Below are 23,886 nucleotides of genomic sequence, written 5' to 3'. Positions count from 1 at the left end.
ATTCTACCGGGGCGATACGTCCGCCGGTTCCCCGGAGTCGAATGCGGCACCCCTTCGCACCCCCGGATCTCAGCCGCTCGACAGGCCGGCCGTGCGAGAGTGAACCCATGCGTGGGGCATGGCGCGAGGCGTCGGGGTGGGCCGCTGCGGTCGCGATGTCGACCGTGATCGTCGGACAGGTCGCGTCCACCGCGCGTTCGGAGCTGCTGTTCCGCGACGGCGATTCGCTCATCGTCGCCCTCGTGGCGCGGTCGATCCTGGAGCACGACCGGCTCGACTGGATGTTCTCGGGTGTGCTGTTCCTGCCGGAGACCGCGGTGTACACGGTGCTGCGGATGCTGCTGCCTGCCCTGTCTGTCATGGGCGTGCTGGCCGTGAACGCGGTGGTGAACCTGGTGGCCCTGTACGGGGCGATCCGTCTCGCCGCGGGGCGGCGTCGCCCCGGTCGAGCGCCCGTCGCCTGGTCGCTGGTCGCCCTGGGTGCATTCGGGATGCTGGCGCTGACCGAGACGTCGTCCTCGCGGGATGCCTTGGAGCCGGCGTCCCTGCTGCTGACCACCACCTACTACTCGGCCACCGTGATCGGTGCTGTGCTGGCCGTCGGGCTGGTGCGGCGCTGGTTCGAGGCGCGCGCGTCGTCACCCCGTGGCGCAGATCTCGGACATCGCGCCGGATGGCCGCTGCTCGCGGTGCTCGGCTTCGTGACGACGCTGTCCACCGCGACCAATCCGCTGTTCCTCGCCTGGGCCACTGCTCCCCTGATCGTCCTGCTGCTCGTCACCGTGCATCCGCGGCTGTGCGGCCCGCCCGCGCTGCGTCCGCTGCTCGTGGTGGTGGGCGGCTCGATCCTGGGAATGCTCATTCGTATTCCACTTTCGGCATGGATCGCGGATCCGGGCACAGGGTACGCGCATCCGACCGAGCTGCTGAGGTCGGCCGCGTACTACGGCGCGCTCACGGGTGAGCGGCTGATCACGCCGGCCGGCATCGGCGCCGCCGCACTGACTCTCGCCCTGCTGCTGATCTGCGTACAGCGCACCTTCCGATCCGGATCCGGCGACGGAGGTTCGAAGGCCGGAGGCATGCTGCTCGCCGCCTACGGCTGGTTCACCCCGCTCGCGACGGTCGTCGGCGCGATCCTGCTGGGCACGCACGCGGCTCGCTATCTCGAGCCGATCGCCTTCGCCCCGGTTCTCGGGCTCATCGCCCATCCGCGGGCGATCCGGTTCCCCTCCCCCGTGAAGGCCGTGGTCGCGATCGGCGCAGCGCTGCTGGCCGTGGGAGCCGCGGCATCCGTCCCGCGCATCCACGCCGCAGCGACAGCCCCCGATCCGGATGCCGCGTGCATCGTCGACTGGGTGAACGCGTCGGGTCGCACGGGCGGCGGGCAGTTCTGGACCGTGCGGCTGCCGAAGATGCTGCTGAAGGACCCCGCCCAGCTGGTGCAGGTCGACCACACCCTGCGCGGCTACAACTGGCTGGCCAACCGCACCGACTTCGCGGCGGGCGAGCTGACCTTCCTCATCGAGGACGCGCAGACCGTGCGCTGGCAGATCGCCGGCGATCCGCGGCCGGATGCCGTGATCGGATGCGGCCGCTACCGCATCCTCGACTACACCTCGCATCCGCTGGAGATCGGTCCCCAGCGCTCCTGAGCTACAACAAGAAACCCCTGCCGAAGCAGGGGTTTCCGGGAAACAACGCGCCGGCCCTTGTCCGACGCTCTCGCCATCTAGGTTACCGTGGCGCTTATGGACGTGCAACGCGATCTTGAGTCTCTTCTTGGCGCTGCCCGGCTGAGGGGCTACCTCATCGCCAGCGCCGGAGATGAAGCACGCGCCCGAGACCTCTACCTGTGGGCCACACAGGTATCGGGCGCGCTGCACGCGCAGCTGTCATTCGTCGAAATCGCAGTGCGGAATGCCGTGGATCCGGTCTTGGCCGACTGGAACGCGGCGCAACCAGGCTATGCGCGCGATTGGACTGCACAGCATGGCGCCGCCAATCCGGTGTACGGCCTCCTGAAGCGATCGCTACCGGATGCCAGGCGGTTCGCCCTTCAGGAGTCCCAGCGTCGCCCGAAGGGTCACCCTCGGCGCGACGCACCGGTCACGCATGACGACATCGTCGCGCAGTTGATGTTCGGAGCCTGGGTGAAGCTCATCCACGACACGGGTGGAGGCCACCGACAGAGAGACCTCTGGCGAGACGCGCTGCACGAGGCGTTCCCATTCACGGGGTCATCCGATGAGGACCGCCTCCGCCTGGGTGCGCAGTTGGAGTCGATGAGACGGCTACGCAATCGTGTTGCGCATCACGACAATCTCCTCGGAGTCAATGTGCGCGCAAGGATGAACGAGTCTTTGTCTCTGCTCGCGAAGATCAATCCTGACTTTCCCACGCTTGCCGCGGCCCAAAGCCCGCTCCGCCGCCTGGTACGAGAAGACCCTCGGCGCCTCTGGTAGGCCGTCAGCGCGCCGGCGACGCGGCGGTCTCCCCCTCGCGGAACGAACAGGTGAAGTGCACGGACTCCCCCGGCTCGCCGGCCAGCATCCGCGCCACCTGCTCCCCCGCCGCCCGGCCCTTGGCCACTGCCGGCTGCGCGATGGTGGTGAGCCTCAGCGAGCCGAGACCATCGGCGTTGATGCCGTCGAAGCCGACCACTGTGAGATCGTCCGGCACGCGCAGACCCAGCTCCTCGGCCGCGCGGATCACTCCCACCGCCAGCAGGTCGCTCTGCGCGACGATCGCCGTCGGGCGGTCGTCGCGCAGCTCGCCGGATGCCCGGGTCAGCAGCATGCGGGCGGCGATCATGCCCTCGTCCACCAGGCTCGCCGCGGCGGTGACGCCGGGCGCATCAGGGTAGATCTCACGGAACCCCGCCAGGCGGTCGAGGGTGACATCGACCGTCGCCCCCGCCACGCGCTCGGGCGTGATCCGGCCGCGCTCGCGCTCTGCGTCCAGGGCCAGCGTCACGGTCGCGACGTCGGTGTGCCCAAGCTGGCGCACATAGTCCGCCATCTCCGCGCTTGCCTCACGGTTGTCCAGTGTGACCTGGGGAATCCCCTCCCCCGCGTCCCCCTCGATCACGACCACCGGCAGCCCGCGCTGGCGCACGGTCTCCAGCGCGGAGCGGGTGCGGCCCGAGCATCCGATCAGCACCACGGCGTCGACCGGCGCCTCGGTGATCGGGGGCGCCTCATCGCCCTGCGGGTCGTCGCGCAGCAGCAGGATGCCGGCGCTGATCGCGGCGAGCGCGTCGGAGAGGCCGTCCATCATGGCCGTGGTGACCGGATCGAGGAACGCATGCCGCAGCTCTCCCCCGAGCACCACGGCGACGATCCCGCTGCGTCCGGTGCGCAGCGACGCGGCCCGCGGGTCGGGCCCGGTGTATCCCAGCACGGCAGCGGCGGCGAGAACCTTCTCGCGGGTGGCGTCGGCCACGTTCACCTTGCCGCTGAACACGACCGAGGCCGTCGACGTCGAGACGCCGGCCTCGCGGGCCACGTCGGCGATGGTCGCACGGCGTGCGGTGCTGCTCATCCTCCGAGGATAACCCGCCGCGTCGCGCATCATCGAATCGATTCGATACACTGGCCCGATGGACACCGCGCTCACCCGTTCGCAGTTCGTTCGCTGGCGCGCGGCGATCTTCGCGATCTTCCTCGCCAGCGGCCTCTCGGTCGCGACGTGGGCCTCCCGCGTGCCCGACATCGCCGCGTCGCTCGGCATCGACCGGGCTCAGATCGGCCTGCTGCTGCTGGGCATGGGCATCTCCTCGATCGTCGGCATCTCCACCGGCCCGCTCGTCATGGCGCGCACCGGCGCACGGCTCGGGATGCTGGTCATGATGCTGTCGTTCGGCGCCGGCGTGTGCCTGATCGGTCTGGGCGCCGACCTCTTCGGATCCGTGCCGCTGGTCGTGCTGGGCATGGTGCTGTTCGGCTACGGCAACGGCTCGGTCGACGTGATGATGAACGTCGAGGCCACCGCCATCGAGCAGCAGATGGGCCGCACGATCCTGCCCGTGTTCCACGCCTTCTTCAGCTTCGGCACCGTGCTCGGCGCCGGTGCGGGCGTGCTGGCCGCCAGCCTGGGCATGATCGTCGCGGTGCACGCCGGCATCATCAGCGCCGCCATCATCGCGGCCGCGATCGTCTGCTTCTTCCAGGTGCCGGTGCGCGAGGCCGCGCTCGACCCGGAGCCCGACGTGAAGCCCCGCTTCGGTGCGCGCGTGCACACGGCGCTCGAGGCCTGGCGCGAGCCGCGCACCTACGCCCTGGGCGTGGTGATGCTGGGCATGTCCTTCGCGGAGGGCGGGGCCAACGACTGGATCGCGCTGGGCGTGGTGCAGGGGCACCACCAGGAGTCCGGCATGGGCGCGCTCGCCCTGGCGGTCTTCTCGGTCGGCATGACCGTGGTGCGGCTGTTCGGCGGCCCGCTCGTCGACCGCTTCGGCCGCGTGGCCGTGCTGCGCGTGCTGGCCGTGGCCGCGGCATCCGGCATCCTGCTGTTCATCCTGAGTCCGAACCTGCCGCTCGTGCTGATCGGCGCGGCACTGTGGGGGATCGGTGCGTCCCTCGGCTTCCCGCTCGGCATGTCCGCCGCGGCCGATGACCCGGCCAAGGCCGCGGCACGCGTGAGCGCCGCGGCCACCATCGGCTACATCGCCTTCCTCGGCGGCCCTCCGGTTCTCGGCGTGATCAGCGAGCACATCGGGCTGCTGAACACCCTGTTCATCCTCGTCGCGCTGGTGGTGCTCTCGGGGCTGTTCTCGAGCGCCGCGAAGCCGCTGAAGATGGCGGAGAAGGCACCGACCGCCTGACGACCGTAGGGCCGGGTCGGTCAGCGCGCCTCGATGAAGCGGCGCGGCGGACCCTCGATGCGCGCCACGCTGATCTTCACCTCGGTGAGCTCGTGCTCGACCGCGGTGAGACGTGTCTCGATGCCCACGAACCGGGCGTGGAACCGCGCATCCTGCTGCGCGAACCTTGAATCCATGTGGTTCACCAGATGGCTCACCACCCAGGCGAAGCCGCCCAGCACGGCGACGAGCAGCGTCGCCGCGCTCACGACGATCGTGATCACCTCGATGGACACGGTCATACCTCCATTGTGGCTCGGAACCTCACTGAAGTCACGACGCTAGGACACGCCAGGGACCAGTGTGGTGCAATCGCCCACGGACTGTGGAGAACCGCCACCCAGCTCTCGTTGTGCAGAAGCAGCGGGTCGGCACCCGTCACGACGAAGTAGGCTCATCGGGTGCGTCTCGTCATCGCCCGCTGCTCCGTCGATTACACCGGGCGGCTCAACGCCCATCTGCCCCTCGCCACGCGCCTGCTGGTGCACAAGGGCGACGGCAGTCTGCTCGTGCACTCCGACGGCGGCAGCTACAAGCCGCTGAACTGGATGAGCCCGCCGTGCACCCTGGCGCCCGAGGTGCCGGGTGAGGAGGAGGCCAGCGCCGGCGTCGTCGAGGTGTGGCGCGTCACCCACAAGAAGACCGGCGACGCCCTGCGCGTGCAGATCTACGAGATCCTGCACGACTCGAACCACGACCTGGGCATCGACCCGGGCCTGCAGAAGGACGGCGTCGAGGCCGACCTGCAGCGGCTGCTGGCCGAGCAGGTCGACCTGATCAGCGAGGGCGGCACGCTCGTGCGCCGCGAGTACCCGACGGCCATCGGCCCGGTCGACCTGATGATCCGGGATGCCGGCGGTGCGGCCATCGCCGTGGAGGTCAAGCGCCGCGGCGACATCGACGGCGTGGAGCAGCTCACCCGCTACCTGGAGCTGCTGGGCCGCGACCCGCACCTGGCGCCCATCACGGGGGTGTTCGCCGCGCAGGAGATCAAGCCGCAGGCGCGCGTGCTCGCCGAGGACCGCGGCATCCGCTGCGTCGTGCTCGACTACGAGGACATGAAGGGCACCGCCTCGGGCGCCCCGCGCCTGTTCTGAGCGAGGCCGTCGCAGGGATCATCCCCGCGGCGTACGCGGGATCACTCCGCAGGCTGACGATCGGCGCACGCCGCTCCGGAAGGCTGGAAGCATGAACACGCGTCCCGTCATCCGCGCCCTCGCGCTCGGTGCCATCCTGCTTCCTGCCGCCCTGCTCGCCACCGGCTGCTCATCCGTGATCGACGTGGTGGTGCATCACCAGCAGGATCTGAGCTTCGAGGACCGCGCCGCGATGAAGGAGGGGTGGAACCGCTTCGAGGAGTGGGTGCCGGCGGATGCCACGCACATCGTCGGCACGGCGGCCACCGACGGCCCGCATGCGGCGATCATGTTCCGCAGCGAGGAGGACCTCGATCCGGAGGTGTGCGCCGAGGTTCCGCGACGGTCCGCCCCCGTGTACGCGCTGAAGGACGCCCCCGCCGTCTACGAGATGGACGAGGTCTTCGCCTGCGGCTCGTGGTCGGTCGTCCGCACCGACGACGGATGGCTCGGCTGGACGCCGAACGCCCCGGACGAGGCCGCCGAGTCCCCGGCTTCCTGATCCCCGCACCCGTCGAGAGCACGACATCTCGCCGAACGCACGGCTTGTTCGCGCGAAGGTCCGGTGCACTCGGCGAAGTCCCGTGCTCTCGACGGAAACAGGTGAGCACGGCACCCGTAGGGTGGGAGGCATGAGTCCCTACACCTGCATCCTCTGGGACGTGGACGGCACCATCGCTGACGCGTCCGCCGGCATCCTGCCGCGGCTGCGCCAGGTGTTCGCCTCGTACGGGCTGCCGGAGCCGGATGCCGGTGAGCTCGCGCTCTGGATCGGTCCGCCCATGTACGTGTCGTTCCAGGAGCGGGCGGGCATGGACGAGGAGCAGGCGCACGAGGCGGTTTCCCGGTACCGGGAGCTCGCCGCAGCGGACGGCTACGCGGCATCCGTCGACATCTACCCTGGCGTCCCCGAGATCCTGCGGGCGGTGCAGGATGCCGGCATCCCGCAGGCCACGGCCAGCACCAAGCCGGAGAACCAGGTGCGCGCGATCCTCGAGCACTACGAGCTGATCGACGCCTTCACCGCGCTCTCCGGCGCGCGCCCGACGCCGGAGGGGCGTGCAGACGGCAAGTCGTTCGTGATCGGGCAGGCTCTGGAGCGGCTGCGCGCGGCCGGCGTCGACACGTCGCGACCGGTGCTCGTGGGCGACCGCCACCACGACGTCGAGGGCGGTGCCGAGCACGGCATCCCGGTGATCTTCGTCGGCTGGGGCTTCGGCGGAGAGGGCGAAGCGGATGCCGCCGCCTTCCGGGCATCCGATCCCACGTCGCTGCGCACCCTCCTGCTGCACTGATCCGGCCCCGGACGAGCGGTCGGTTCTGCGACGGTATCGGCTCAGCGGACAGCCTCGTGCTGTACCGTGATTATGCGCGTGCCCTGGTAATCGCGCGACGAGGAGAGAGGGAACCGCAGTGGCTGAAGCACCGACCACCCGCAAGGTGCAGCTCAGCGTCCCCACCGCCGACACCACCGTGGCCGAATGGCTCGATCTGCAGTACTCCGCATCGGAATCGATCCGCCGCCTGATCCGCGAGTCCGTGGCCCGCGAGGGGTTCACCGACGTGGCGAACCGGCCGGTGCGTCCGCCGGCGAATCCGGTGTACGTGGCCGAGAGCTTCCCCGCCGACGTCGAGGAGCCCTCCGAGGAGCCCCCGGCGCCGAAGGCGGCCGCGAAGACGGCGAAGAGCCCGGCATCCGAGGCATCCGCTCCGGAGGCCGCGGCGCCGAAGCCCGCCCCCCGGAAGACCGAGACGGACGACGACGCCGACGACGAGCCCTCCACGCCCACGCGGCGATCGGTTCGCTCGGAGAACACCGACGCCACGGCGACCATCGACGATCTCCTCGGCTTGTGATCGATCACCACCACCATTCAACCGACGACTCGGAACGAAAGGCCTTCCCATGAGTTCGGACATCATTCACCTGACCGGCGGCATCGACGTCGGCAACGGCTACGTCAAGGGCATGATCCTCAACACCGACACGGGTGTTCGGGACCGCATCGACCTGCCCAGCGCGATCGTCGCCACGCCCCGGCAGTCGCCGAAGGTGCCGCTGGAGGACGCTGAGGCCTTCCAGACCATGAACGATGCCGAGGAGGACTTCTACAACCGTCTCGACGCCTCGTTCTCGTCGCCGCTCGTCTCCGACAGCGACCGCCGCATCTTCGGCCGCTCCGCGCTCAGCGTGCGCGGCTCGGTGTTCAGCGAGTTCGAGGTGCACGACGGCCACGCCAGCAAGGCCGACCAGCAGCTCAGCAAGATCCTCGTGCTCGGCGTGTACGCGGCCAAGGCGCTGCGCGACTACGTGCGCGTCAACGACAAGCTCCCCGAGCAGGAGCTGCGCGTCAAGGTGCGCACCGGCCTGGCGCTGCCGATCAGCGAGTTCGTCGCGCGCCGCTACGGCTACGCCGGCGAGTTCATCGGCGCCAAGGGCTCGGCCGTGCACCTGGTGACCATCAAGAACTTCAACACGCCCGTCAGCGTGCGCATCGAGTTCGAGGACGTCCAGGTCGTCGCCGAGGGCGCCTCCGCCCAGTACGCGATCTCCGAGAAGGGCGAGCCGCTCGCGAACGCTCTGCTCACCGACCTGCGCTCCCGCGAGCCCGAGATGCTCCCCGGTGTGACCGGCGCCGACCTGGTCGCCGCGCAGAACACCGTCGGCATCGACGTGGGCGAGGGCACCGTGAACTTCCCGGTGTTCACGAACGCCCGATTCAACGCCGAGGCCGCGTCCACGCTCGACATGGGCTACGGCACCATCCTTGAGAACGCCCTCGACCGTCAGGACGAGGCCGACCTGCGCTTCACCAGCCGCAAGCAGCTCGCCGACTTCCTGCAGACCACGCCCTCGGTGCTGCAGCGCAACCGGCACCAGCGTGCCGTGCAGCTGGTCGAGCCGGACATCAAGCACCTCGTCGACCAGATCCGTCGCGCCTTCAGCGAGACGCTCAGCCAGTCGGGTGAGTCGACCGAGGTCGTGTACGTTTACGGCGGCGGCTCCGGCCCGATCAAGGAGGAGCTGTACCCCGAGCTGATCAAGGCGGCCGGCGATGTGCCCGTGCTGTACCTGGACGCCCGGTACTCGCGCCACCTGAACCGCGAGGGCCTGTTCCTCGCCGCCCGCGCGGCCGAGGAGGCCGCTGCGGCCGCCCAGGTCGCCGCCGACGGCGACGGCAGCCGCCGCGGAGGCCGGAAGACCACCAAGGCATCCGCCTGACCCGGGTCCGGGGCCCGGAGACGGGCCCCGGATACGAAAAGACCCCCGCCGCGCTGCGATCAGCAGCTCGGCGGGGTTCTTCGCATTCGCCTCAGACGGGGCGGATGTTCTCAGCCTGCAGGCCCTTGGGACCCTGCGCGACGTCGAACTCGACGCGCTGGTTCTCCTCGAGGGAGCGGTAGCCGGAAGACTGGATTGCGGAGTAATGCGCGAACACGTCAGCGCCTCCGTCGTCGGGGGAGATGAAGCCGAAGCCCTTCTCCGAGTTGAACCACTTGACCGTGCCCTGGGTGCTCATTTACTGCCGTTCTGCTTGTTGCGATGCCGACGCAGGATGCACCGACTGCCGCTAACGCTATCCCAGACGACCCGCCCGGCAACAGCGGGCGGCAGAAGGTGATCTAAATGTTGCATGCGGATCGGCGTGTCCGCGGCCCGAGATCTCGGCCTGCGCAGCGACCTCCGGGGAAATTGGTTGGCCCCCACCGCGGGGGGAGCGGTGAGGGCCGAAGACGACCGGAGGGTGCGTCAGGTTTCAGCATACACAGGTTTCGGATGATTTGTCCCCCATATGGGGGACAAATTTCCCAAACGGTGTCATCATGGATTCGACCCCCTCGCGAGGTGCGTCTGGGGACTGCATCAGACGAGAGGGCCAAAGTGCATGCGTGGATCGCCGGGTGACTGGGGAACCCGTCGCTGACTGGGGTTCAGCGAAAGGCGATCGATTTCCCACGCGCATGCTCTTTCACACTAGAGGAGGGGTGGTTCGAAGTCCACGGCTTCAAGCCCGACAGGTGTGAAGGACTTTGAGGGGAGATCAGCAGGCTCGGAGAGGGAAAGGCTGCACAGCGAGGCGGCCGGCCCCCTCCGAGCCGCTCCACTTCCGGGGTGCATCCGGCGTCGCTCGCAGGCCCTAATCTTGCAGTCATCACCTTCCGTCGAGGAGACCGATGACGCTTCCCCGCCCGCCGCGCGCACGCACCTGGACGCGCGGCACCACGGTGCTGCTGGTCGTGTGCGCACTGGTGGTGTCCGTCGCCGTGGCGACCGCCGTGCTGCTGCCCGGCTACGTCCGCGACGGGGCGCGACGGGATGCCGAGAGCACCCTGCGTGCGTTCCTCTCCGACGCCGCGGCGCTCGACGCCGATTGGAAGGACACCGCGAGCCCGCTGCTGCGGGCGGTCGTGCCTGTGGGCGCGCCTCTGGTCGGCGAGCGGGGGACAGCGGATGCCCTGAAGCTGACGGCGCGCTACGAGATCGGGGAGCTGACCTTCTCGGGGCGGAGCGTGGAGCGCAGCGACACCGCGAGCGCGCTCGTGACGATCGACTACCGCTTCACCATCGATGGACGGCGGGGCGCCTCGTCGATCCAGCAGAAGGTGTGGCTGACGCGCCCGTTCTACTACGGCACGGATGAGCCGCAGCAGGTGCGCCCGAAGATCGCCCCCACCGCGGTCGGTCCGTGGCGGGTGACCGGGCTGACCGCTCCCGGCACGGGCGACGGATCGGCGGCAGCGGCGGCCGGGCTCACCTCCGACGCCCGCGATGCCGACGATCTCGCGTGCTATTCGGCCGACACCGCGCTCGAGCAGATCGCCGACAGCGCGCGCGTCGACGGCCGGCTCGCGTCGGACTGCTTCCTCGGAGCGGCGGACGGCGCGGATGCCCTGGCCTCCGGGCTGGATGCGAATGCCCTGCTCGAGGCGTTCCCCGCCATCGACAGGACGGATGCCGCGAGCATGCCGCCCGAGCTGACCCGGATCGACACGAACGCCTTCGGCGCGGCGCGGGCTCCGTTCACGGAATTCCTCATCGCCGACCGGTACGTCCTGACCGTCGCGGCGGTCACGACCGATGACGGCGGACAGGCCGTGCGCATCGTCAGCATCCGCGAGAAGGGTCCCGGGCGATGAGCGATCCGCGCGGCCCCGCAGAGCCGGGCATCCCCGGCGCCCAGCACGCTCCCGGCTCCCCGGCCTCCGTCGGCCGCGTCCCTGACCCGCCCGCCGCTCCGGCCGTGCACGCCGAGCCGGCCGGCATCCCGCTCTCGCTCGGCTCCCACCACCTGCCGGACGCCTTCGGCGGACTCGCGACTCCGCGGCCGCAGCCCGCGGTGCGCCGCCCGCTGCGCCCGAAGCCGATCATTCTCGCGCTCACAGTGCTGGCCCTGCTGCTCAGCGGCGGCTGGGCGGCATCCGAGTGGCCCGAGCTGCCAGCAGCCGGGCGCTCCGCCGACTTCGCCTCGCCCGATCCGCAGGCTCCCTGGCTGCCGGACTACGTCCCCGACTCGGCGCAGTACCCGAAGGCGTGGGCATCGATGAACGCGGCGCTGCGCGCCAAGGATCGAGATGCGTTCCTCTCCTACGCCGAGGGCGAGGCCCGAGACCAGCTCGCGCTGTGGTGGGACAACACCGAGCGGATCGGGCGGGGAACCGCCTACATCGTCCCGACGACCGGCAGCGACGGAGGGGCGGGCGCGTTCCTGGGCGCCGAGCTGGCGTTCTCGTCGCGTCCGCTGCGGGGGAGCGGGGATCAGGATGCCGGCTACCGGCTGACGCAGGGCTTCACGTACGACATCACCACCAGGGGCGACGGCGAAGGGATGCGCCTCACGTCGTTCACGCCCGTCACGCCGATGCCGTGGGATGAGGGCGAGCTGTACGTCGCCAGACGCGACCACGTCGTGCTGTACGGCATGGCCGACGAGCAGGCCCTCGTCGACGCCACGGTCGACACCGCCGAGCAGGGTGCGGTGCTGGCGATCAGGACGATCACCGACCTGGGCGGCAAGGTGCCGATGGCGGGATTCGTCTCGGGCATCACCGGCGACCAGGAGCGCATGGATCGCTGGCAGTACGGCGAGGACGTGCCCGAGGGCGACCCGACGATCGCCGGCTACGCCACCGCCACGAACAGGCCCGCGTTCCGCTCGGACTTCTTCGAGCCCGACATCGCCGTGGGCGATGCGACCTCCGGGGTGCTGGTGATGATGGGTCCGCTGAGCACCGAGGACCGGCTGGCGACGTTCACGCACGAGTTCGCGCACGGACTGCACTACGCGGCCGCCCCGCTGACCTCGTTCGACGCACCGCCGGTGGCGGTGTACGAGGGCTTCGCGACGTACATCGAGCTGCGCACGGGCATCACCGACATCCGCTGGCTGCAGGAGCAGGACGTGAAGGATCTCGTCGCGTCCCAGGGCGTGGCGGCGCTGTCCGACCAGGCGCTCACCGAGAGCGACGACGCGTGGCTGTCGTACATTGCGGCGGGCTCGTACTACCTGTTCGTCGCCGAGAACGGCGGGGACCCGTGGAAGCTCGCGCTCGACGGAGCGGATGCCGTGGACAAGAACCTCATCGAGATCGAGAACGACCCGCGCTTCAGCGAGGCGAACTGGAAGGCGTGGCTGAAGCGGCGCTGACGGATCACCGCCTGCTTGTCAATCCCCTTCATCCGGATACTGGCGGATGAGAGTCTTGCCTCTCCGCAATCGGGCGGCGTACCGCCCACCACAGGAAGGGGATATCCCATGGGTGTCATGGACGATGCGAAGCACAACGCCGAGAAGCTGGTCGGCAAGGCCAAGGAGCACATCGGCGACGCGACGGACAACGAGGACCTGGAGGCCGAGGGCAAGCTCGATCAGGCCAAGGCCAGCGCCAAGAAGATCGGCGACGACGTGAAGGACGCCTTCGACAAGTAGTCGTCGGATCATCGACATGCGACGGCTCGCACGGCGGGCCGTCTGAGAACGGGCGGGTGCACCGTCGGTCCCGGACGGGACCGCGGCGCACCCGCTCTCGGCTGTGAAGGGGGCACGGATTCCGCTCACCGGTCGCTTCGGCATCGAGGAGGAGTTCACGCTGCTCGACGCCCGCACCCTCGTGCCCGTGTCCGCCGAGGGCGTCCACGCCGCCGTGCTCGGCGACGTGGAGGGCGGAGGCCGGCTGAGCGCGGAGTTCATGACGAGCCAGGTCGAGGCGGCGACCGATCCGGTCGGTTCGCTCGCGCAGGCGCGCGAGCAGCTGGGGCGGATGCGTCGGATGCTGGCGGAGCACGCCCCGGAGGGCACCGTCGTCGCGGCCACGGGTGCGCCCTTCGCTCTCGCCGGAGCCGGGCGGGTCACCCCCACGCCGCACTACGACGACGTCTCGCAGCTGATCGGCCGGCTGGCGTCGGAGCACACCGTGAACGGGCTGCACGTGCACGTGGAGGTGACAGGCGACGAGGAGCGCGTCCGCGCGCTGCTGCGCCTCCGCGAGGCGCTTCCGCTGCTGCTCGCGCTCAGCGCGAATTCGCCCTTCGCGTTCGGCGTGCCGGCCGGACTGGCCAGCTGGCGGAGCACGCTGATCCGGCGGCTTCCGGTATCGTGGGGGCCGCCGATCTTCACGGACGCCGACCACTACCGTCGCACGGTCGACCGGCTCGTCGGGATCGGGCTGCTCCCGGCCCGCTCGTCGGTGTCCTGGGCCGTGCGCCTGTCGGAGCAGTACGACACCGTCGAGACCCGGGTCGCGGATGCCCAGCTGGAGGTCGAGGACACGCTGCTGCTGGCTGCCCTGACCCGGGCGATCGTCCTCGCCGACGACGTCGTCCCCACCAGCTCGGCTCCCGACGACCTGGATGCCTCGCTGTGGCTCGCCGCGAGGCACGGGATGCAGGCGCGGTTCTGCATCGCGGACGGGGGCTCGGAGTCGGCGTGGGCGGCCGCGAAGCGGGTGCTGGCCGGCATCCGTCCCGTGCTCGACGAGCTCGGCGACGCCGAGTTCGTGGACGATCGCCTGGCCTACCTGCGGGCGGAGGGCACGGGCGCCGAGCGCCAGCTGCGAGCGCACGCGAGCGGCGGGGTCGAAGGGCTGGCAGAGCTCTTCGACGCACCGAGTCAGCCGTTGGCGTAGCCCATGCCCATGTGCTCGCGCACCTCGGCGAGCGTCGCCTCGGCCATCGTGTTCGCACGCGCGTTGCCCGCGCGGAGCACCCGGTCGACGAGGTCGGCGTCATCGGCGAGTTCGGCCCTGCGGGCTCTATGCCCCGAGAGGAATGTATTCACGGCGTCCGTGGTGAACGCCTTCAGCGCGCCGCTTCCGGCATCCCCGATCCGCTCGACGACGGCGTCCGGGGTGCTCCCGGTGCACAGCGCGGCCGTGGAGAGCAGTCCCGCGACGCCTGGCCGACCCACCGGGTCGTAGGTGATGACGCGGTCGCTGTCGGTGACCGTGCGCCGCACGGCATCCGCCGTCTCGTCCTCGCTCATCGACAGCGCGATCGCGTTGCCATAGGACTTCGACATCTTGCGGCCGTCGAGCCCGGGGATCTCCGGCGTCTCGGTGACCATCGCCTCGGGTTCGGGGAACACCTCGCCGTACCGCTCGTTGAAGCGGCGCGCGATGGTGCGGGTGATCTCCACGTGCGGCAGGTTGTCCTTGCCGACCGGCACGAGATTGCCCTTGCAGAACAGGATGTCGGCGGCCTGGTGCACCGGATACGTCAGCAGCAGCCCGCTCAGCGCGCGGCCGGACGCCGCCTGCTCGGCCTTCACGGTGGGGTTGCGGTGCAGCTCCGCCTCGCTGACCAGGCTGAGGAACGGCAGCAGGAGCTGATTGAGCGCCGGGACCGCGGAGTGGGTGAAGATCGTGGTGCGCTCGGGGTCGAGTCCCGCGGCCAGATAGTCGAGCACCGCGCCCCGGACGTGGTCACCGACGTTCGCCGCGGTGTCCCGGTCGGTGATCACCTGGTAGTCGGCCAGGATGACGAACGTCTCCACGCCGAGCGCCTGCAGACGCACGCGCTCACGGATCGTGCCGAAGAGGTGGCCGAGATGCAGGCTCCCGGTGGGCCGCTCCCCGGTGAGGACGCGGAACGCCCCGGGGTCGTCGGTGATCCTGCGTTCGAGGTCCGGCATCCGCTCCTGCGTCGCCGCGTATGAATCCGTCATGGTGAGTCCTTCCGAGAGAAGGGCCGCACGACGAGGGATGCCGCGAACCGGGGCGCGGGCTGCCGTGCAGCCCGCGAACATGCGTCAACCGGCTGCTACTGCAGCCACCACGAGGATCGGGTCAGGGAACGCATGTGCACCAGGATACGCCCGTCCCCGCCTCCGGACGGTCATCCGGGGGCGGGGCCGCGCACGTCCGTCACTTCGCGAGGAATGCCTTCAGCGCGGCGTTCACGTCGTCCGCATGGGTCCAGAGCAGACCGTGCGGGGCGCCCTCGATCTCGACGTAGTCGGCCGCGGGGACGGCCTCGTGGAAGCGCCGTGCGGTCGCGTCGATGGGAAGGATGTTGTCCTTCGTCCCGTGCAGGATGAGAGTCGGCTTGTCCGCGAGCCGGACGGCCTCGACATCACCGCGGAAGTCCTCGATCCACGCCGGCACGACGGCGTATGCGGCGACGGGCGCGCTGGTGACCGACAGGTTCCAGTTCGCCGTCACGACCTGCTGGCTGATCCGGCTGCCGAGATTCTCGTCGAGGTTGTAGAAGTCGTTGTAGAACTGGGTGAACCACGAGTAGCGGTCGGTTCGGGCGGCCTCGACGATGCCGTCGAAGACCTCCTGCGGCACGCCTTCGGGGTTGTCGTCCCGCTGGACGAGGAACGGTTCGAGCGACGCCAGGAAGGCGAGCTTCGCGACGCGGTCGTGTCCGTAGGTGGCGACGTACCGCGCGAGCTCGCCGGTTCCCATCGAGAAGCCGACCAGGACCACGTCGCGGAGGTCGAGCGTCTCCAGCACGGTGTTGAGGTCCGCGGCGAAGGTGTCGTAGTCGTACCCGATGCTCACCTTCGACGAGTTGCCGAATCCGCGACGGTCATAGGTGATGACGCGGTATCCCTGAGCGAGCAGCTCGCGGGTCTGCAGCTCCCAGCTGTGACCGTTCAAGGGGTAGCCGTGGATGAGCACGACCGGCTGCCCTTCGCCCTGGTCCTCGTAGTAGAGCTCGATGGGCGTGGTGTTCTCGGTGCCGACGTTGATGTACCCCATGGGATCGTTCCTTTCGACGTGAGCGAGAACGATCGTTCTCGCTTCGCTGCTCACCTTACGAGAACGATCGTTCTCATGTCAAGTATGCTGAGGTCATGACCGAGACGGATGCACGCGAGCAGATCCTCAGCGCCGCGGAGGACCTCTACTACCGCAAGGGATACGCGGCCGTCGGCATGGACGAGCTGCGCACCGCCGCCGGCGTGTCGCTCCGGCGCCTGTACGCCCTCTTCCCGTCGAAGATCGACGTCATCGCCGCCGTGCTGCAGCGCAAGCACGAGGAGTGGGAAGCGGCGCTGGAGGCGGCGGTGACTGCCGCCGGAGACAGCGCGCGGGGTCGGCTGCTCGCCGTCTACGGGCATCTCGAGAGGTGGTTCTGCGACGACGACTTCCGCGGATGCGCCTTCATCAACGCGTTCGGAGAGCTCGGGGGCAACGATCCCGAGGTCGCCCGCGTCGTGCGCGAGCACAAGGCGGCCTTCCAGGAGCGCATGGCCGTGCTGGCGGAGGAGGCCGGGGTGCCGCGCGCTGTCGCATTCCAGCTGTCGATACTCGCCGAGGGTGCGCAGACCACGGCGGCGATCGCCGCCGCCCCTGACGCGGCGCGGCATGCGCGCGCAGCCGCCGAGATCCTCATCGACGCGTCACTCGCGACGCATCCGCCCCGCGTGTGATGCGCACGACCGGGGGCCCGAGCAGCTGCCCTGCGCCTCCCTGGTCAGGCTGAGGTCGCCACGGAGTGCCGATCGGCGCGCATCCGGAGCCGCCGCAGGCCGAGGCCGACCAGCCGGAGCACACCGGCGACGATCGCCCCGGCGAGCGCGCCGAGCGAGTTCCAGACGACATCCCCCAGGTCGGGCACGCGACCGGGGATGCGCGACTGCAGCGTCTCCACCGCGATCGAGAGGAAGAACCCGATCATCGGCGCCAGCACCCAGAGCCGCCTGCTGAGCAGGATCGCCAGCGCGGCCCCGAGCGGGACGAACATCAGCGCGTTCAGCGTGCTCTCCACCTGCGCGTAGGTCATCGGCTCGATCACCGGGTTCGCGACGAGGTGCGCGAACCGCATGAAGAGTCCGCGGGCCGGACCCACGAGCGCCCGCGGTGCGAGCGTGAGCATGAGGATCGTCGCGGCCGACACGAGCATCAGGAGGACCCGGATGCCCGTGCCGGAACGGGCTGGAAGCTGCAGACTCGAAGTCGTCATGACACCACTCCATCCGATCGGATGTTGCGTGAGCGTATGCTTCCGCGCGAGGCGGTTCATGACCCGCTCGTCGCACTCGTTCCCGCGGAATCGCTGAGAGGACCCCGCCATGGACCGCAAGACCGTCACGGCCGAGCTTCGGAGCAAGTTCTACCCCCTGCTGCTCGCCGAAGGGTTCTCCCGCAAGGGCGACATCCTGCGGCGGGAGCTGGACGGTCCGGTCATGCACGTGGTCGAGGTGCAGCACCGGCCGCGAAGCGGCGTCTTCCAGGTGAACCTCGGTGCGCACCTGCCGGCGCTCGGGGATGTCGCGGGAGGCACGCGAGTTCCTGTCGAGCAGATGCGGGAGTACGACTGCGCGTGGCGCTCCTCCGTGGTCTCGGGCTTCCGGAACAGCTCGGATTCGGAGTTCGCGTACGGCTCGACCGAGGAGGAGGCATCGGAATCGGTCGCCTTCCTCGTCTCGGAGTGGGCGCGTCAGTCCTCGGAGTTCTTCTCGCCGCTGTCCCGGTTCCCCGAGAGCTTCCACGACGGCGCGTCATCCAGCGTCGACTCCGGCATGCATCCCGCCCATCTGCTCACCTGGGCGCGGGTCGCGGACATCCTGGGAGACACCGCCCTTCGCGCACGCATCGTGGAGGCCGCGCTGCCGACCGTTCCCGAACGCGCGACGTCGCTGCGCGAGCAGCTGCTCGAGCTGCGGTGAGGTCCGATGCTGGGACGAAACGAAAGAGACCCAGGTCCTCTGGACCCGGGTCTCTTTCGTACTGTGCGCGAGGGGGGACTTGAACCCCCACGTCCTTGCGAACACTGGCACCTGAAGCCAGCGCGTCTACCTATTCCGCCACTCGCGCAGTGTCTCGTTCCGAAGAACTCAACCTGCTAACACTAACATGTCCGAGCCCGTGCTCCGAACACGGCGACCGGCGACAGCATCCTGCGAACGGCGTCCGAATGCCGTAATCCCGCCTCAAGAGGCGCATATTCAGCGGGGCTGGCTACGATGGCCCCAAACAGGTCGGATGCCAGAGGAGCCCCGTGGGACTACTTGACAGCTTTGAGAAGGGTCTCGAGCGCGCCGTGAACAGCGCGTTCGCGAAGACCTTCCGCAGCGGCATCCAGCCCGTGGAGATCGCCTCGGCCCTGCGCCGCGAGGCGGACACCAAGGCGGCCGTGGTCAGCCGCGAGCGCATCATCACCCCCAGCGACTACCTCGTGCGGCTGAGCCTCGAGGACCACGAGCGGATGCTGAGCCTCGGCCACGCTCTGAACGACGAGCTCTTCGCCCTGCTGACCAAGCACGCCCGCACTCAGGGCTACAGCTTCTCCGGCCCCCTGCACATCTCGATCGAGGGCGACCCGCAGGTCGCCACCGGCACCGTGCGCGTGAACTCCTCCTCCGTGGAGAGCAGCGTCTCCTGGCAGGGCGTCGTCGAGGTGGACGGTCGCGAGCACCCGCTGACCAGCGCCCGCACGGTGATCGGCCGCGGCAGCGACGCGGGCATCACCATCGCCGATGCCGGCTCCAGCCGGCGCCACGCCGAGATCCTCTGGGACGGCGAGCGCGCCATGCTCCGCGACCTGGGCTCCACCAACGGAACCAAGGTCGACGGGCAGAAGATCCGCGAGGCGGCGCTCGCCCCCGGGTCCACCTTCACCATCGGGCGGACGCAGCTGACTTTCCGCGTGGTCCCGGTCTCGAAGGGAGCCGCCCGATGAGCGACCTGCTGCTCCTGCTGCTCCGCATCGGCTTCCTGGTGATGCTGTGGTTCTTCGTGTTCGCGGTGGTCTACTCGCTGCGGGCCGATCTGTTCGGCGTCCGCGTGCGCAAGATGCCGGCGGCCGAGGCCCCGGTCCCGGCGGCTCCCGTGCATCAGGCTCCCCGCCCGAGCGCCCCCGCGGCGAAGGCCGCCACGCGCCTGATCATCACCTCGGGCCCGAAGGAGGGCCTCGAAGTCCCCCTCGGCACCGCCGACTCCATGTCGATCGGCCGCTCCAGCGAATCGGGCCTGGTCATCCGCGACGACTACACCTCCAGCCACCATGCCCGGCTCACCCGCCGTGGCGACATCTGGACCCTGCAGGACCTCGGCTCCACCAACGGCACATTCCTCGACGGCCACCGGCTGAGCGACAAGCCAGTCCAGGTGCAGATCGGCAGCGCCATCAAGGTGGGCGCCACGACCTTCGAGCTGCGAGCGTAAGGCGCAGCCGCCAGATGGTCTTCGAGGGCTCGAGCGCCGCGATCTCCCACACCGGGAAGGTCCGCTCCAACAACCAGGACTCCGGATACTCCGGGGCTAACCTGTTCGTGGTCGCCGACGGCATGGGCGGTCACGCCGGCGGTGACGTCGCCTCCAGCATCGCCATCGGCCGCATGGAGGGCCTCGACCACCCCTACGCGTCCACCGACGACGCGCAGGCCTCGCTGCAGGCCGCGGCCACGGCCGCGGCATCCGATCTGGTCCGCGCCTCGAAGGAGCGACCCGAACTCGCGGGCCTGGGCACCACGCTCAGCGCGATCGTCATGGTCGAGGATCACGCCGTCATCGGGCACATCGGCGACTCGCGCATCTACCTGTACCGCGACGACGCACTCACCCAGATCACCACCGACCACACGTTCGTGCAGCGACTGGTCGACTCCGGTCGCATCACCCTCGAAGAGGCCCGCTACCACCCGCGCCGCTCGGTGCTGATGCGCGTGCTCAGCGACATGGACATCGCGCCCGACCTGGACATGTTCGTCATGCCCACGCATCCGGGCGACCGCTGGCTGCTCTGCTCCGACGGACTGTCCGGCGTGGTCGACGAGGCGCACATCGCCAAGGCGATGGGGCAGGGCCTCGCCCCGGGCCGCACGGCCGACAACCTGCTCAAGCAGGCGCTCGACGGCGGTGCGCCGGACAACGTGACGGTCGTGCTGGTCGACGTCGGCGGGGCGCATCCGCTCTCCTCCGGCACCCCTACGGTCGTCGGCGCGGCATCCAACCCGTCCAGCCTCCCGGTCGCGCCGCCGCGCAGCTCGCTGACCGGCTGGCTGCACCCCGTGCTGCAGGCCGCCAACGAGCCCAGCCACTTCGAGCCCGACTCCGACTACTTCGAGGAGATCATCGAGGAGGACAAGCGCCGCCGCACCCGCCGGCGCATCGCCTGGCTCGCCGGCCTGCTCGTCGCGGTGCTCGCGCTGATCGGCGGCGGAATCCTCGCCTACAACTGGACGCAGACGCGCTACTTCGTCGGCGCCGACGACGACAGCGTGGTGATCTACCGCGGCATCCAGCAGGACCTCGGGCCGATCAAGCTCTCCACCGAGGTGAAGGACACCTTCATCCTGCTGGCCGACCTGCCCTCGTACCAGCGCGACTCCGTCGAGCGCACCATCAACGCCCGCTCCCTGGCGGATGCCATCGCCATCACCGAGCGACTGCGGCAGAGCGCCCTCCCGCCCATCCCCGTGCCGATCCCGACGCCGACGCCCTCAGCTCCCGAACCCACGCCGACGGAGGTGCCGACGCCATGACCGACGTCGCCGCCGACACCAGCGTCCTGAAGGCGCTGAAACGGATCCGGATGCCGCAGAAGCAGCGCAACCGGGAGTTCTGGCTGCTGCTGTTCGCCATCGCCATCTCGGGAGCGTCCCTGACGCTCGTGCAGCTCGGCGCGCTGGGCGCGATCGACCCCATGATCCTCGTGATCGGCGGGGCGCTCGCGGTGCTGGTCTTCGCGGTGCACGTGGTGCTGCGCGTCGTGGCATCGGATGCCGATCCGTTCGTGCTGCCGATCGCGACGACCCTCACCGGTCTCGGCATCGCGATGATCTACCGCATCGACATCGCCAAGCAGCTCTCCGGCTGGCCGGCGTTCTCGAACAAGCAGCTCGCCTGGACGGCCATCTCCCTGGCGGGCGTCATCGCGCTGGTCATCGCCCTGCGCAACTACCGCGTGCTCTACCGGTACACGTACATCTTCGGCCTCGCCGGCATCGTGCTGCTGATCCTGCCGTTCATCCCCGGTCTGAAGGCGAGGGGCGCGACCGCCGACGTGTGGGTGTCGCTGGGCGGCATCTTCTCGTTCCAGCCGGGTGAGTTGGCCAAGATCTGCCTGGCGATCTTCTTCGCCGGATACCTGGTGCGCACCCGTGAGAGCCTCAGCTCGGTGGGCAACCGGTTCCTCGGCATGACCTGGCCGCGGATGCGTGAGCTCGGCCCGGTGCTGGTGGTGTGGATCATCTCGCTGCTGATCATCGTCACCCAGCGCGACCTGGGCACCGGGATGCTGATCTTCGGCATGTTCATCGCGATGCTCTACGTCGCGACAGGCAAGACCAGCTGGGTGCTGATCGGCCTCACCGGCGTCGCCATCGGCGTGTTCCTCGCCACCCGGGTGCTCGCATATGTGCAGCGCCGGTTCACAAACTGGCTGGACGCGTTCAACCCCGATCTGATCCAGGCGCAGGGCGGCAGCTACCAGCTGGTCGAGGGCATCTTCGGCCTGGCGCACGGCGGCCTGATCGGCACTGGGTGGGGTCAGGGCCGTCCGCAGATCACCCCGCTCGCCAACAGCGACTACATCATCCCCAGCCTCGGCGAGGAGCTCGGCATCGTCGGCCTGTTCGCGATCCTCTGCCTGTACATGGTGTTCGTCAGCCGCGGCCTGCGCATCGGGCTCGCCGGCCAGGACGACTTCGGCAAGCTGCTGGCCACCGGGCTGTCGTTCACGATCGCCCTGCAGGTGTTCATCATGGTCGGCGGTGTGACCCGCGTCATCCCGCTCACCGGCCTGACCACGCCGTTCCTGGCCGCCGGCGGATCGTCGCTGGTCGCCAACTGGCTCATCGTCGCGCTGCTGCTGCGCATCAGCGACGGCGTGCGCCGCCAGCCCCGAGTGGTGATCGGATGAGGGGGGTGGTGATCGGATGACCAAAGAGCTCAGGCGCCTCAGCTTCGTGATCCTCGCGATGTTCCTGTCGCTGTTCCTGGCCACCAGCTGGATCCAGGTGATGGATGCCGACAACCTGGCCCAGAACCCGGCCAACACGCGCAGCCGGCTGGACAGCTATCAGATCCAGCGCGGATCGATCCTGGTCGGCGACTCGGCGATCGCGAGCTCCGTGCCGACGGACGACAAGTACCAGTACCAGCGGGTCTACACGGATGCCGCGATGTGGGCGCCCGTGACGGGCTACTTCAACCCGGTGCTGCAGTCCTCCACGGGCATCGAGAGCGCGCTGAACGCCGAACTCTCGGGCACGACCTCGAACTCGCTGGTCGCCGAGATCGAGCGCATCCTCTCCGGCCAGCCGCAGCAGGGTCTGAGCGTGCAGCTCACCATGAACGCCAACGCGCAGCGTGCGGCCTGGGACGCGCTGCAGGGCCTGCAGGGCGCCGTCGTCGCGATCGAGCCCTCCACCGGGCGCATCCTGGCCATGGCATCCACCCCCGGCTTCGACACGAACAAGCTGGCCGTGCACGACGCGAAGGCCGTGAACACCGAGCACGACGCGCTCGTGGCCGACCCGACCAAGCCGCTGTACAACCGCGCGATCGCCGGCAACCTCAACCCGCCGGGGTCGACGTTCAAGCTGGTCGTCGCGAGCGCCGCGCTGAGCTCGGGCAAGTACACGCTCGATTCCACGCTGCCGAACCCGGCCCGCTACACGCTGCCCGGCACCTCGACCGAGATCTCCAACGCCTCGGGCACCACCTGCGGCGAGGGCGAGACGACGACGATCGCCCAGGCGATCATCCGCAGCTGCAACATCCCGATGGCGGAGCTGGCGGCCGAGCTGGGCGACAAGGCGATCCGCGAGACGGCGGAGAAGTACGGCTTCAACTCCGAGTTCGCGATCCCGCTGAAGGCCACGCCTTCGAAGTACCCCGAGGGGCTCAACGACCCGCAGACCGCGCTGACCGGGTTCGGCCAGGGACAGGTCACTGCGACGCCCCTGCAGATGGCCATGGTCGCCGCCGGCATCGCCAACGGCGGCGCCGTGATGAAGCCGCGGATGGTGGATGCCGTGATCCGCGACGACTTCTCGGTGTACAAGCAGTACACCGATGAGGCGTTCGACCAGGCGATGCCCGCCGACCAGGCCAAGGCGCTCACCTCTGTGATGGTGCAGGGAGTCAGTTCCGGGGCGGCGACGGGTGCAAGAATAGACGGCGTCGATGTCGCCGGAAAGACGGGCACGGCGCAGAACGGATCCAACCCGTACACGCTGTGGTTCACAGGTTTCGCACCGGCGGAGAATCCGAAGGTTGCGGTGGCAGTCGTCGTCGAAGACGGCGGTGGAAGAGGACAGTCGGGTTCCGGCAACGGTATTGCCGCCCCGATTGCGAAGAAAGTCATAGAGGCGGTGCTGGGCAGATGAGGCCGACGCAGGGTGTGTCGTTCGGTGGTCGCTACGAGCTGCAGTCGCGGATCGCGATCGGCGGCATGGGTGAGGTCTGGGAGGCGACGGATCACGTCATCGG

26 protein-coding genes and 1 tRNA gene (1 of these 27 cut by a window edge) are annotated in these 23,886 nt (G+C 69.4%); 20 read left to right on the top strand and 7 right to left on the bottom strand.

What is annotated here, in order from left to right; translation table 11 throughout:
• Window positions 1-107 precede the first annotated feature (107 nt).
• The gene (locus tag BGN97_RS05670; protein ID WP_292698780.1) at window positions 108-1,655 is read left to right on the top strand and encodes a hypothetical protein; all 1,548 of its coding nucleotides are present in this window, start codon (window positions 108-110) and stop codon (window positions 1,653-1,655) included.
• A 96-nt stretch (window positions 1,656-1,751) separates the two neighbouring features.
• Complete coding sequence (locus tag BGN97_RS05665; RefSeq protein WP_292698778.1) at window positions 1,752-2,465, top strand: hypothetical protein; 714 nt, start codon at window positions 1,752-1,754, stop codon at window positions 2,463-2,465.
• Window positions 2,466-2,469: 4 nt separating this feature from the next.
• Here BGN97_RS05665 and BGN97_RS05660 read toward each other — a convergent pair whose 3' ends face one another.
• Window positions 2,470-3,543 (bottom strand): LacI family DNA-binding transcriptional regulator, encoded by a 1,074-nt coding sequence (locus BGN97_RS05660; RefSeq protein ID WP_292698776.1) that lies wholly within the window; start codon window positions 3,541-3,543, stop codon window positions 2,470-2,472.
• Window positions 3,544-3,601: 58 nt separating this feature from the next.
• Between BGN97_RS05660 and BGN97_RS05655 the strand changes: the two genes are divergently transcribed.
• Window positions 3,602-4,825 carry an MFS transporter gene (locus BGN97_RS05655; protein WP_292698774.1) on the top strand — a complete coding sequence of 408 codons (1,224 nt, stop codon included), beginning with the start codon at window positions 3,602-3,604 and terminating at the stop codon, window positions 4,823-4,825.
• Between the two features lie 20 nt (window positions 4,826-4,845).
• Here BGN97_RS05655 and BGN97_RS05650 read toward each other — a convergent pair whose 3' ends face one another.
• Complete coding sequence (locus BGN97_RS05650) at window positions 4,846-5,106, bottom strand: response regulator (protein ID WP_292698772.1); 261 nt, start codon at window positions 5,104-5,106, stop codon at window positions 4,846-4,848.
• A 159-nt stretch (window positions 5,107-5,265) separates the two neighbouring features.
• Between BGN97_RS05650 and nucS the strand changes: the two genes are divergently transcribed.
• From nucS to BGN97_RS05625, 5 genes are all read left to right on the top strand, one after another.
• Window positions 5,266-5,961 carry an endonuclease NucS gene (nucS, locus tag BGN97_RS05645; protein ID WP_285631070.1) on the top strand — a complete coding sequence of 232 codons (696 nt, stop codon included), beginning with the start codon at window positions 5,266-5,268 and terminating at the stop codon, window positions 5,959-5,961.
• A 91-nt stretch (window positions 5,962-6,052) separates the two neighbouring features.
• The gene (locus tag BGN97_RS05640) at window positions 6,053-6,502 is read left to right on the top strand and encodes a hypothetical protein (RefSeq protein WP_292698770.1); all 450 of its coding nucleotides are present in this window, start codon (window positions 6,053-6,055) and stop codon (window positions 6,500-6,502) included.
• Window positions 6,503-6,632: 130 nt separating this feature from the next.
• Entirely contained in the window at window positions 6,633-7,295 is a 663-nt protein-coding gene (locus tag BGN97_RS05635; RefSeq protein WP_292698768.1) for an HAD hydrolase-like protein, read from the top strand.
• A 118-nt stretch (window positions 7,296-7,413) separates the two neighbouring features.
• On the top strand, window positions 7,414-7,857 hold the full coding sequence (locus BGN97_RS05630; protein ID WP_292698766.1) for a hypothetical protein: 444 nt from the start codon (window positions 7,414-7,416) through the stop codon (window positions 7,855-7,857).
• A gap of 49 nt (window positions 7,858-7,906) precedes the next feature.
• Window positions 7,907-9,223: a hypothetical protein gene (locus tag BGN97_RS05625; protein WP_292698764.1), complete on the top strand. Its 1,317-nt coding sequence runs from the start codon at window positions 7,907-7,909 to the stop codon at window positions 9,221-9,223.
• Window positions 9,224-9,314: 91 nt separating this feature from the next.
• Here the strand turns inward: BGN97_RS05625 and BGN97_RS05620 are convergent, their stop codons facing one another.
• The gene (locus BGN97_RS05620) at window positions 9,315-9,521 is read right to left on the bottom strand and encodes a cold-shock protein (protein ID WP_017203899.1); all 207 of its coding nucleotides are present in this window, start codon (window positions 9,519-9,521) and stop codon (window positions 9,315-9,317) included.
• 655 nt (window positions 9,522-10,176) lie between these two features.
• Here BGN97_RS05620 and BGN97_RS05615 point away from each other — a divergent pair.
• From BGN97_RS05615 to BGN97_RS05600, 4 genes are all read left to right on the top strand, one after another.
• On the top strand, window positions 10,177-11,139 hold the full coding sequence (locus BGN97_RS05615) for a hypothetical protein (protein ID WP_292698747.1): 963 nt from the start codon (window positions 10,177-10,179) through the stop codon (window positions 11,137-11,139).
• Window positions 11,136-12,647 carry a hypothetical protein gene (locus tag BGN97_RS05610; RefSeq protein WP_292698746.1) on the top strand — a complete coding sequence of 504 codons (1,512 nt, stop codon included), beginning with the start codon at window positions 11,136-11,138 and terminating at the stop codon, window positions 12,645-12,647. The genes BGN97_RS05615 and BGN97_RS05610 overlap by 4 nt, the downstream gene beginning before the upstream one ends.
• Window positions 12,648-12,755: 108 nt before the next feature.
• Complete coding sequence (locus tag BGN97_RS05605) at window positions 12,756-12,929, top strand: CsbD family protein (protein WP_285631031.1); 174 nt, start codon at window positions 12,756-12,758, stop codon at window positions 12,927-12,929.
• A gap of 103 nt (window positions 12,930-13,032) precedes the next feature.
• A complete protein-coding gene (locus BGN97_RS05600) occupies window positions 13,033-14,124 on the top strand; it encodes a YbdK family carboxylate-amine ligase (RefSeq protein ID WP_292698744.1) in 1,092 nt (363 codons plus the stop codon).
• Here the strand turns inward: BGN97_RS05600 and trpS are convergent.
• The gene (gene trpS / locus BGN97_RS05595; RefSeq protein WP_292698743.1) at window positions 14,109-15,161 is read right to left on the bottom strand and encodes a tryptophan--tRNA ligase; all 1,053 of its coding nucleotides are present in this window, start codon (window positions 15,159-15,161) and stop codon (window positions 14,109-14,111) included. The genes BGN97_RS05600 and trpS overlap by 16 nt on opposite strands.
• A 199-nt stretch (window positions 15,162-15,360) precedes the next feature.
• Window positions 15,361-16,203, bottom strand: coding sequence for an alpha/beta hydrolase (locus BGN97_RS05590; protein WP_292698742.1), 843 nt, complete (start codon window positions 16,201-16,203; stop codon window positions 15,361-15,363).
• Window positions 16,204-16,298: 95 nt separating this feature from the next.
• Here BGN97_RS05590 and BGN97_RS05585 point away from each other — a divergent pair, with 95 nt between their 5' ends.
• Window positions 16,299-16,877 (top strand): TetR/AcrR family transcriptional regulator, encoded by a 579-nt coding sequence (locus BGN97_RS05585; RefSeq protein ID WP_292698741.1) that lies wholly within the window; start codon window positions 16,299-16,301, stop codon window positions 16,875-16,877.
• A 44-nt stretch (window positions 16,878-16,921) separates the two neighbouring features.
• Here the strand turns inward: BGN97_RS05585 and BGN97_RS05580 are convergent, their stop codons facing one another.
• Window positions 16,922-17,410 carry a VanZ family protein gene (locus BGN97_RS05580; protein WP_292698740.1) on the bottom strand — a complete coding sequence of 163 codons (489 nt, stop codon included), beginning with the start codon at window positions 17,408-17,410 and terminating at the stop codon, window positions 16,922-16,924.
• Window positions 17,411-17,519: 109 nt separating this feature from the next.
• Between BGN97_RS05580 and BGN97_RS05575 the strand changes: the two genes are divergently transcribed.
• Window positions 17,520-18,116 (top strand): DUF4304 domain-containing protein, encoded by a 597-nt coding sequence (locus tag BGN97_RS05575; protein ID WP_292698739.1) that lies wholly within the window; start codon window positions 17,520-17,522, stop codon window positions 18,114-18,116.
• 64 nt (window positions 18,117-18,180) lie between these two features.
• On the opposite strand, the gene BGN97_RS05570 is transcribed toward BGN97_RS05575, so the two are convergent.
• Window positions 18,181-18,264 (bottom strand) — tRNA-Leu (locus BGN97_RS05570).
• 184 nt (window positions 18,265-18,448) lie between these two features.
• On the opposite strand from BGN97_RS05570, the gene BGN97_RS05565 reads away from it, so the two are divergent.
• The 6 genes in view from BGN97_RS05565 to BGN97_RS05540 are tightly spaced (at most 16 nt apart) and all read left to right on the top strand, a layout consistent with a single transcriptional unit that may run on beyond the window.
• Window positions 18,449-19,129 (top strand): DUF3662 and FHA domain-containing protein, encoded by a 681-nt coding sequence (locus BGN97_RS05565; protein WP_292698738.1) that lies wholly within the window; start codon window positions 18,449-18,451, stop codon window positions 19,127-19,129.
• The gene (locus BGN97_RS05560; protein ID WP_292698737.1) at window positions 19,126-19,614 is read left to right on the top strand and encodes an FHA domain-containing protein; all 489 of its coding nucleotides are present in this window, start codon (window positions 19,126-19,128) and stop codon (window positions 19,612-19,614) included. The genes BGN97_RS05565 and BGN97_RS05560 overlap by 4 nt, the downstream gene beginning before the upstream one ends.
• A 14-nt stretch (window positions 19,615-19,628) precedes the next feature.
• Window positions 19,629-20,933 (top strand): protein phosphatase 2C domain-containing protein, encoded by a 1,305-nt coding sequence (locus BGN97_RS05555; RefSeq protein WP_292698735.1) that lies wholly within the window; start codon window positions 19,629-19,631, stop codon window positions 20,931-20,933.
• Entirely contained in the window at window positions 20,930-22,312 is a 1,383-nt protein-coding gene (locus BGN97_RS05550) for an FtsW/RodA/SpoVE family cell cycle protein (protein WP_292698733.1), read from the top strand. The genes BGN97_RS05555 and BGN97_RS05550 overlap by 4 nt, the downstream gene beginning before the upstream one ends.
• A 16-nt stretch (window positions 22,313-22,328) precedes the next feature.
• Window positions 22,329-23,783 (top strand): penicillin-binding protein 2, encoded by a 1,455-nt coding sequence (locus BGN97_RS05545; RefSeq protein ID WP_292698731.1) that lies wholly within the window; start codon window positions 22,329-22,331, stop codon window positions 23,781-23,783.
• Window positions 23,780-23,886, top strand: the start of a protein-coding gene (locus BGN97_RS05540; RefSeq protein WP_292698729.1) for a serine/threonine-protein kinase. The gene runs 1,612 nt beyond the window's last position; 107 of the gene's 1,719 nt are visible here — the first part of the coding sequence; the start codon lies at window positions 23,780-23,782; its stop codon lies off the right edge, out of view. The genes BGN97_RS05545 and BGN97_RS05540 overlap by 4 nt, the downstream gene beginning before the upstream one ends.

The organism is Microbacterium sp. 69-10, assembly GCF_001897945.1.
Lineage (GTDB): Bacteria > Actinomycetota > Actinomycetes > Actinomycetales > Microbacteriaceae > Microbacterium.
The sequence above is the reverse complement of the archived record's forward strand: the minus strand, read 5'-3'. Positions and strand labels throughout refer to the sequence as shown.

Excerpts from the sequence above, each read along its gene's own strand:
- BGN97_RS05545 (WP_292698731.1), top strand. The coding sequence starts at position 22,329 with ATGACCAAAGAGCTCAGGCGCCTCAGCTTCGTGATCCTCGCGATGTTC.
- BGN97_RS05555 (WP_292698735.1), top strand. The coding sequence starts at position 19,629 with ATGGTCTTCGAGGGCTCGAGCGCCGCGATCTCCCACACCGGGAAGGTC.
- BGN97_RS05650 (WP_292698772.1), bottom strand. The coding sequence starts at position 5,106 with ATGACCGTGTCCATCGAGGTGATCACGATCGTCGTGAGCGCGGCGACG.
- BGN97_RS05655 (WP_292698774.1), top strand. The coding sequence starts at position 3,602 with ATGGACACCGCGCTCACCCGTTCGCAGTTCGTTCGCTGGCGCGCGGCG.
- BGN97_RS05635 (WP_292698768.1), top strand. The coding sequence starts at position 6,633 with ATGAGTCCCTACACCTGCATCCTCTGGGACGTGGACGGCACCATCGCT.
- BGN97_RS05615 (WP_292698747.1), top strand. The coding sequence starts at position 10,177 with ATGACGCTTCCCCGCCCGCCGCGCGCACGCACCTGGACGCGCGGCACC.
- BGN97_RS05620 (WP_017203899.1), bottom strand. The coding sequence starts at position 9,521 with ATGAGCACCCAGGGCACGGTCAAGTGGTTCAACTCGGAGAAGGGCTTC.
- BGN97_RS05575 (WP_292698739.1), top strand. The coding sequence starts at position 17,520 with ATGGACCGCAAGACCGTCACGGCCGAGCTTCGGAGCAAGTTCTACCCC.
- BGN97_RS05660 (WP_292698776.1), bottom strand. The coding sequence starts at position 3,543 with ATGAGCAGCACCGCACGCCGTGCGACCATCGCCGACGTGGCCCGCGAG.
- BGN97_RS05590 (WP_292698742.1), bottom strand. The coding sequence starts at position 16,203 with ATGGGGTACATCAACGTCGGCACCGAGAACACCACGCCCATCGAGCTC.
- BGN97_RS05665 (WP_292698778.1), top strand. The coding sequence starts at position 1,752 with ATGGACGTGCAACGCGATCTTGAGTCTCTTCTTGGCGCTGCCCGGCTG.
- BGN97_RS05605 (WP_285631031.1), top strand. The coding sequence starts at position 12,756 with ATGGGTGTCATGGACGATGCGAAGCACAACGCCGAGAAGCTGGTCGGC.
- BGN97_RS05560 (WP_292698737.1), top strand. The coding sequence starts at position 19,126 with ATGAGCGACCTGCTGCTCCTGCTGCTCCGCATCGGCTTCCTGGTGATG.
- trpS (WP_292698743.1), bottom strand. The coding sequence starts at position 15,161 with ATGACGGATTCATACGCGGCGACGCAGGAGCGGATGCCGGACCTCGAA.
- BGN97_RS05670 (WP_292698780.1), top strand. The coding sequence starts at position 108 with ATGCGTGGGGCATGGCGCGAGGCGTCGGGGTGGGCCGCTGCGGTCGCG.
- BGN97_RS05625 (WP_292698764.1), top strand. The coding sequence starts at position 7,907 with ATGAGTTCGGACATCATTCACCTGACCGGCGGCATCGACGTCGGCAAC.
- BGN97_RS05640 (WP_292698770.1), top strand. The coding sequence starts at position 6,053 with ATGAACACGCGTCCCGTCATCCGCGCCCTCGCGCTCGGTGCCATCCTG.
- BGN97_RS05550 (WP_292698733.1), top strand. The coding sequence starts at position 20,930 with ATGACCGACGTCGCCGCCGACACCAGCGTCCTGAAGGCGCTGAAACGG.
- BGN97_RS05580 (WP_292698740.1), bottom strand. The coding sequence starts at position 17,410 with ATGACGACTTCGAGTCTGCAGCTTCCAGCCCGTTCCGGCACGGGCATC.
- BGN97_RS05585 (WP_292698741.1), top strand. The coding sequence starts at position 16,299 with ATGACCGAGACGGATGCACGCGAGCAGATCCTCAGCGCCGCGGAGGAC.
- BGN97_RS05610 (WP_292698746.1), top strand. The coding sequence starts at position 11,136 with ATGAGCGATCCGCGCGGCCCCGCAGAGCCGGGCATCCCCGGCGCCCAG.